Below are 7,018 nucleotides of genomic sequence, written 5' to 3' on the forward strand. Positions count from 1 at the left end.
TAGTAATCGATCGTGACGTTGAAGCCGCCGCCCGGCTGGATCACCACTCCGCCCGAGAAACTGACCGACTTTTCAGGGGTCAGCGATTCAGCCAGGTAGAACTGGCCGATATCACTGTCGGGGCGCGCAACGAGCGTGCCGAGCGGGATGGTCGAGCCGAAGGGGAAACCGGTGGTCAGGTTCTGTGTGAACTGCTGGCCTGGGGTTGGTGCGCGAAATCCGGTCGAGGCTGTTGCGCGCAAAGCGATGGCATCAGCGACTTCCCAGCGTGCCGAGATCTTGCCATTGAAGGTGTCGCCGAAGTCGTCGAAATAGTCATAGCGAGCGGCGACGCCGATATCGAGCCCCGCGACAGGGGTCGCTTCGAGGTCGACATAGCCCGAATAGTTGTTGCGTCCGCCTTCGATGACCGATGCAGGGCCGAACCCCTGGAAACCGTTGGAGCCCGGCAGGGCAACCTGCGTGCGCACGAAGGTTGGGGGCGACGCGCCCGGGGTCGAGCACGGGACCGGGGCGCCAGCCAACGTGCACTGGAACAGGCGCTGCGACGCATAGGGGCCTATCTGCCATGAGGGCGTGTCTCCCAGCCCTACCTCGAAGGCCTCACGCCGCACTTCGATGCCCCAAGCGATAAACAGCGGTTCGGCAAAGCCGATTTCGGCCTCGGTGTTGAAATCGCCGTTGAAGTTGAATTCGCGTTGTACGAATTTTCCCATGTAGAAATCGGTCGGCGTACTGGGGCCGAGCGAGGCATTGATTGTGTCGCTCATGAAGTAGCGTACTTGGTTGAGGCCATACATTAACGAAAGGTCGTAGTTCACGCCCGACATCTCGCCCTTGAAACCGCCAACGATGCCGATGTCTTCGTTGGTCTGTTCGAAGAACGGGATGAAGCCGTTGGCCTGGTCAGGGAAGCGGTTGTCGTTAAAGATATCGAAGATCGCTCCGTTGAGATCCCACTGCGGGCGCCCCTGTGCGTCGAATCCGATCTGGGTGAGGTAATTGATCGGCACGGCGCGGCCGGTGGAGTTCGTGCCTGGGCGGCCGGGGATCGGTAGGTGCGTGACTGTGCGTGGCGAGCGATAATTGAAATCGTTCCCCTGACGCTGATAGCCGTAGTTGGCAAAGGCGTAGAAGATCGTGTCGCCCGCCGGGATCTCGGTGTTGATGGTGGCGCGGTAGGCGCGGTTCTCGGGCCCGCCGAGGCGGTTGCCGGTCGGCCGGTCGGGGGTAATGCCAAGTGCGGCCAGAGGCGCGATCGCGGGGCGTTCCACCGAACGGTCGAAGACGTTCTGGTCGATGAATTCGACGGTTGTGTTGAAGAAGCCGCCGTTACTCCCAAGCTCGGCACCATAGAAGGCGGTGAGCTGGGTGTCCTCGCCATCGCCAGCATAGGACTGGCCGTAACGCGCTGTCACCTCGTAGCCGGTGTCGCGGCGCAGGCCGATATTGATCACGCCCGCAATCGCGTCCGAGCCATATTGCGCGGCCGCGCCATCGCGCAACACTTCCACGCGGCCGACTGCGACGCTGGAAATCTGCGAAAGGTCCACGCCCTGCGCCCCGGCGTTCAGCGCGCCACCTTGCAACTGCACAAGTGCCGAACGGTGCACGCGCTTGCCGTTGAGTAGCACAAGGATCTGGTCAGACGGCAGGCCGCGCAACGTGGGCGGGCGGATGAAGGCTGATGCGTCGCCAAGCAGGTTACGCTGCTGATTAAAGGAAGGGACGAGGGTCTGCAAAATCGTTTGCAGCTGAGGCGCAGGCTGAGCCTTGAAGTCGTCGGCAGAGAACACGTCGACCGGAGCGGAGCTTTCCAGAACGGTGCGATCGGTACGGCGGGTGCCAGTAACGACAATCGCCTGACCCGATTCGACCGCTGTTTCGGGACCAGCTGGATTGAGTGTGTCATCCTCGGCCAGAAGAGGAGAAGCGGGTACAGCGATCGAAGCAAGGAGGAATTGGCGGATACGCATGGTGTGCCCCTGATTTGTTTTGTTGCAACGCAGCAATAACATGGAGGCGCCCGTAAACTGCAAAAAAGTTAGATAGTTAAGGTGGTTAAATGACGTAATCTTTTCGAATATATCAATACAAAGGCATAAAAATCATAATTAATTACGCTACATAATTCGTATAATGCTGTAAAATGGCACATATAATCAAATCTCAAAACAAAAATGAATTATTATGACAATTAGGCATTGTGCAGCGCAATAAAGTGCTTGGCGAAAGCGTGTGTGAGGTTATCAATATGGCCCGTGAGCACAGCATCGACATTCCAAATTGCTATCCCAGCCCTGCTCTTGGCCGGTGGGGCTGCGGGCTTCGCCGGAGGGCTGTTCGGCATCGGCGGCGGCTTTGTTGTCGTCCCGGCGCTGATGTTCTTGCTGCCCCTTCTCGGTGTGGTCCCTGAGGAAATCGCCCATGTGGCGGTCGGCACATCACTCGCTTCGATAATCTTCACTTCGCTCCGGTCGACCCAAAGCCATGCGTTGCGCGGGGCGGTGGATTTCGACTTACTGCGCGGCTGGGCGATCTGGGTCGTGCTGGGTACGGCGATCGGCACGCTGGTGGCCGGTATGATTTCGAGCCGACAGCTGGCGCTTATCTTCGGCGTCGGTGTGATCGGCTTCGCGATCTATTTCCTGCTCCCTGCCCGCAAGGGCGCTCCGCTATTTGCCGGCCTGCCGACCGGCCTGCCGCGCGCAGGCATAGCCAGCGCCCTCGGCGCATTTTCGACCTTGCTGGGGATCGGCGGCGGCACTGTCACCACTGTCACCATGACAATTTGCGGACAGCCGATCCACCGAGCAATTGGCACCGCAGCAGGAATGGGCGCCGTTATCGCTTTGCCGTCGACGATCGGTTTTATGATCATCGGTTTTGGCGCCCAAGGTGTGGGCTGGGGATCGCTTGGGTATGTCAATCTGCCCGCCGCCACAGCCCTGATTGCCACCTCGGTGCTGTTCGCACCCTATGGCGTGGCTGCGGCGCACCATTTGCCTGCCGCAATCCTGCGCGCTTTTTTCGGGGTTTATCTGGCTGTCATCGGACTGGTGATGATCACGCGCTTCTAACCGTATCCATAATCAAACAGAGGAGTTGCTCCATGTTGACCAACCGCCGTTCATTTATTGCCCGAGCTGGTGTCGCGACCGGCCTGAGTGCACTTCCTCTGCATGGCCTGACTGCTTCAGCAGCTGCGCCCATTGTAGAACCTGACTTCGGGCCGAAGATCGGGCAGGCGCTGCTCAGCCGAAACGAGAACCCCTATGGTCCGGCTCCCAGCGCGTTGCGCGCCATTGCGGAGACCTCAAAAATGGGCTGCTATTACAACGATCGCGGTCACGCTAAGCTGACCGCGATGATTGCCGAGCGCAACGGGGTGAGCCCTGGGCAGGTTGTGATTGGCGAAGGATCGACGGAGGTGCTGTGCGCCGCCGCGCTGGCGTGGGGGAGGAAGGGCGCAATCCTTGCGCCTGAATTGTTCTGGGATACCACCGTACAATACGCTGAGCGTCAGGGCGTCACGGCGGTGCGCGTGCCGCTGTTGGCGGATATGAACATCGATCTGCCGGGCATGGCGGCGGCGCTGGATGACAGCGTGGCGATGGTTCACCTTTGCAATCCCAATAATCCCACCGGCATTCTGATTCCCCCTAACGCGCTTAAGGCCTTCATTGCGGAGGTTTCGCCAAAGGCGACCGTGCTGGTGGACGAGGCCTACAACGAACTCACTGACCGCCCTGACGACAATTCGACCATCGACCTTGTGAAGGCGGGGGCCGATGTAATCGTGTGCCGGACGTTCTCGAAGATCTATGGCATGGCGGGCCTGCGTGTTGGCTACGCCATTGCGAGCGAGGAAAATGCCGCAAGGATTCGCTCGCACCAGATGAGCTTCGGCGGCAATCTGGGAGGGCTTGCGGCTGCGATCGCAAGCTATAATGATACGCCATTTCTCGACCAGTCGCGTGCTGCTGTGCTCGAAGCCCGCGCGATGATCATCGATGCGGTGGCCAATTCGGGACTCTCGGCTCTGCCTTCCCAAACCAATTTTGTGTTCGTAAAGGTCCCCGATGCCAATGCTCTTCGCGATGCGATGGCCCAGAGCGGCATTGCCATCAGAGGGGCCTATGGCAACCTGAACGGATACTCGCGGGTAAGTACTGGCAAACTGGAGGACGTGGCACGTTATGCTGCCGCCCTGCCAAAGCTGTCGCGGCAATTGTGGGGCTAGCAGCTTTGGCAGCAAAGCCTGAGGGCGTGGACCGGGGGGTGCGCGTCTGGGTAACTCACTCGCGCGATCGCCAGAATCTTCCCTTTTGCCGATCGCATCGGAGTGCGTCGCTCAATAGTCGGCGACGTCCTCGTTACCGTGCCCACCCTGTGCAGACCTAAGGGACAAGCTTGGTTAGACAGTATTGCTGGAGGGCGATGGGATAGCCAGATGTCAGAACCAAAAAGGGGTCGGCTACTAAGCCGACCCCCTTGAACATCGCGCTATGCTTCGTCGATCAGGCGAAATTGAAACGCACTGCGGGCTTCTGTCGACGCCGCATCGCAAACCCAACTGCGCCGAGGCCCAGGATCATCAGCATCCAGGTGCCGGGTTCCGGCACAGCCGACTGCAGGGTCAGCGTGGTGTTGTCGATGTAGCCTCCGAGGCTGTCCCCGGTCCCAGCAGCCCTGAAGATCAGGTTTTGGCCGGCGAAGCCGGTGAAACCGACCGACTGCTGCGTCCAGACCGTTGACGGGTTAGTGCCAGAGGTGGGCCCAGTAAACGATCCGAGAAGCTGGTTATCAAGCCAAAGCTCTACGATGTTGCTGAGCCTTGACACGTTGGGGCGCGGCGAGAACAGAAAATCCAGCGTAAACACCCCGCTCGACGCGAGCTGGTAAAACATCGAACTGTTGCCGTTCGTGTCCAGCTCTACGAATACTCTGCCGCCATTAGTCGCAGGTGCGCCGCCAACGCCGCCCCATTGCAATTCAATGCCCCTGTTCGCACCGGGTCCTGCTCGCCACTGCCCGGCGCTGTTTACGAATGTGAAACCGCTGCCGCTGCTGCCGATAGTGCCGCCCGAGCCATTGGGCACATTCTCGAAGCCTTCCGAGAAAATCGTGGTTGCAGCCGAAGCTGGGCTTGCAATCGCCGAAGCCGCGACGAGAGCGCTGACAAGGAGCTTACGCATGAATTTCCCCAATCTTCGGATCATGATTCGATTCGTTAATTCGCGTTAACCTTTGCTACTAAACCATTCTGCAGTCAATACTCCTGCCAGCCACTTCCCGAACTGACCCAGGGTGGGACAGTTGCCGGTCTAACCCATATTTCCTGTTCCGGGACCGGGGCGTATCTTTTCAGCGCATAGGAACACTTGCTGAAGTCTACCGGGCTGAGATCGGCAGACTGTTCGTCCCCAACCAAGGCAGCGGCGCAGTGTTGGTCCGCAAAGACAAAATTGTCGCACGCAAGCAAACTTAGCGGATCGTCTGTGAAGTGTCGGCCGTTATTCAAAAAAACTCGGACCGCGGGCCTAACGCTGCATATCCGGTGCTGCGCCGCTCAACGGGCCGTTGATCGCGTGGCCCGAAAACGCAGCGCTTTCCGGGAGGAGCCGTCATGCGCCGGCCTGCCATCCTTTACACTTGAGCTAACACGAGTTCGGAGGACACCGGCCTTGCGGCCGGAGGGAAGGGCGGGGCACTGTTCTCTGGGCTCTTGGCAGCAGCGCAGCGTGCCCCCTAGTCGGCGGCGTAGACAGACTCCTGCAGAGCAATTCGGGTTGCTGAAATGCCTTTGGGGGTAAGGCTGATCGCCTTGTTTTTTAAGCTTCCCGGGTCTTGGACTCGCTGAACGAGCCCATCTGCAACCATGAAGGCAATGTAGCGAATTGCCGTTGTCTTAGCGACTTGCGAGGCAACACAGACACTCGATAATGACGTCCGTCCTCCGCTTTGCTCGGATATGAACAGTTCAAGCAGGATCTCCCATCCTCCTCCTCCAAAGAGGGCAGAAGGCAGGTGCCGTGACCGCCTGGACCTGCACCGCAGCTCTTGAGCCGCCAGTCCCGCAAGCACGGTGTCGGGAACCATAGAAAGTGGCTGAGCCTCAGCGGCGGGCCACGGTGGCAGCTTCGAAGCATGTGCCTCGGCATGCACGAAAAGGCGTTCGGCGCTGAGCCCTAAATCGCGTTGATCAAGAACGATCAAAACAGACCCCTACGCTTCATGCTTACTACCTCTTTTCGCCCCACGACGAAGTGATCTTCGACAACAATGCCAAGCCCTCTGGCCTGCTCGGCAAGAAGGCAGGTGTCGCGAATGTCGGCGTCGCTTGGACGGGCACAGCCTGAGGGGTGATTGTGCGCAAGCACGAGACTTCTGGCATTAAGGTTCAGTGCTCGCCTGAAGATTCGTCTGGAAGACAGAGTAACCAGGCCTTCAATGCCATCGGCCAGAATTTCCTCCCCAATGATGAAGCCCTCCAGGTCGGCGAACACACAAATCAACCGCTCCTCCGGCAAGCCCCGCAAAGACCTGTAAAGGTGTCGGACGAGCGCATCCCTGTTTGAACCGATGTGAGTGCGCAAAAGGTCCTCTTTGAGCCCATCATTCAGGAGTTGTCGAACGACCACGAAGGCTTCGATCCAGTGGGAATCAATTGCGCTGACCTCGCGCAATTCTGCCTCGGAAGCGCGTGTTATGCCCGCAATGGAGCCAAAGCGGTCGAGTAGTTCGCCTGCAAGTTTGTCTGGTTGGCTATCAAGAGGGGCCAGTAGCGAACTCAGATACCTTGCGCGGCACGAGTTGACCTTCGGTGATGAAGCCAAGTCCCGAGGCCTGTGAGCGCGATAGCAATCCACGTCGGCCAACGCTCCATCACCCCATAGACCAGAGGATCGATCGACAATCCGGTCAGCTTCAGGACATGTGCGATAACTGCGATCAGCTGTGCCGATCCTACCCATAAGGTCCACCACCGATCATATCGAAGCGCCACGGTTGCCAC

5 protein-coding genes and 1 pseudogene are annotated in these 7,018 nt (G+C 59.0%); 2 read left to right on the forward strand and 4 right to left on the reverse strand.

The window, feature by feature from the left end:
* Window positions 1-1,976: TonB-dependent receptor plug domain-containing protein (locus tag ACOVQ0_RS02495; protein WP_421879826.1), on the reverse strand; the 1,976-nt coding region annotated here is incomplete at its 3' end.
* Between the two features lie 249 nt (window positions 1,977-2,225).
* On the opposite strand from ACOVQ0_RS02495, the gene ACOVQ0_RS02500 reads away from it, so the two are divergent.
* Together ACOVQ0_RS02500 and ACOVQ0_RS02505 are read left to right on the forward strand one after the other, a co-directional pair.
* Window positions 2,226-3,080, forward strand: a complete 855-nt coding sequence (locus ACOVQ0_RS02500) for a sulfite exporter TauE/SafE family protein (protein ID WP_421879829.1) — start codon at window positions 2,226-2,228, stop codon at window positions 3,078-3,080.
* A 32-nt stretch (window positions 3,081-3,112) separates the two neighbouring features.
* Window positions 3,113-4,243 (forward strand): pyridoxal phosphate-dependent aminotransferase, encoded by a 1,131-nt coding sequence (locus ACOVQ0_RS02505; protein ID WP_421879832.1) that lies wholly within the window; start codon window positions 3,113-3,115, stop codon window positions 4,241-4,243.
* Window positions 4,244-4,520: 277 nt separating this feature from the next.
* Here the strand turns inward: ACOVQ0_RS02505 and ACOVQ0_RS02510 are convergent, their stop codons facing one another.
* The 3 genes and pseudogenes from ACOVQ0_RS02510 to ACOVQ0_RS02520 form a co-directional block, all read right to left on the reverse strand.
* Window positions 4,521-5,198 carry a PEPxxWA-CTERM sorting domain-containing protein gene (locus ACOVQ0_RS02510; RefSeq protein ID WP_421879835.1) on the reverse strand — a complete coding sequence of 226 codons (678 nt, stop codon included), beginning with the start codon at window positions 5,196-5,198 and terminating at the stop codon, window positions 4,521-4,523.
* A gap of 1,017 nt (window positions 5,199-6,215) precedes the next feature.
* Window positions 6,216-6,689 (reverse strand): JAB domain-containing protein, encoded by a 474-nt coding sequence (locus ACOVQ0_RS02515; RefSeq protein ID WP_421879838.1) that lies wholly within the window; start codon window positions 6,687-6,689, stop codon window positions 6,216-6,218.
* Between the two features lie 104 nt (window positions 6,690-6,793).
* Window positions 6,794-7,018: pseudogene (locus tag ACOVQ0_RS02520) on the reverse strand (hypothetical protein); the annotation flags it as partial.

Origin of the sequence: Novosphingobium sp. (assembly GCF_049240505.1) — a bacterium.
Taxonomy (GTDB): domain Bacteria; phylum Pseudomonadota; class Alphaproteobacteria; order Sphingomonadales; family Sphingomonadaceae; genus Novosphingobium.

Bases quoted from the DNA above. Each gene is read 5' to 3' on its own strand.
- ACOVQ0_RS02505 (WP_421879832.1), top strand. From the start codon at position 3,113: ATGTTGACCAACCGCCGTTCATTTATTGCCCGAGCTGGTGTCGCGACC.
- ACOVQ0_RS02510 (WP_421879835.1), bottom strand. From the start codon at position 5,198: ATGCGTAAGCTCCTTGTCAGCGCTCTCGTCGCGGCTTCGGCGATTGCA.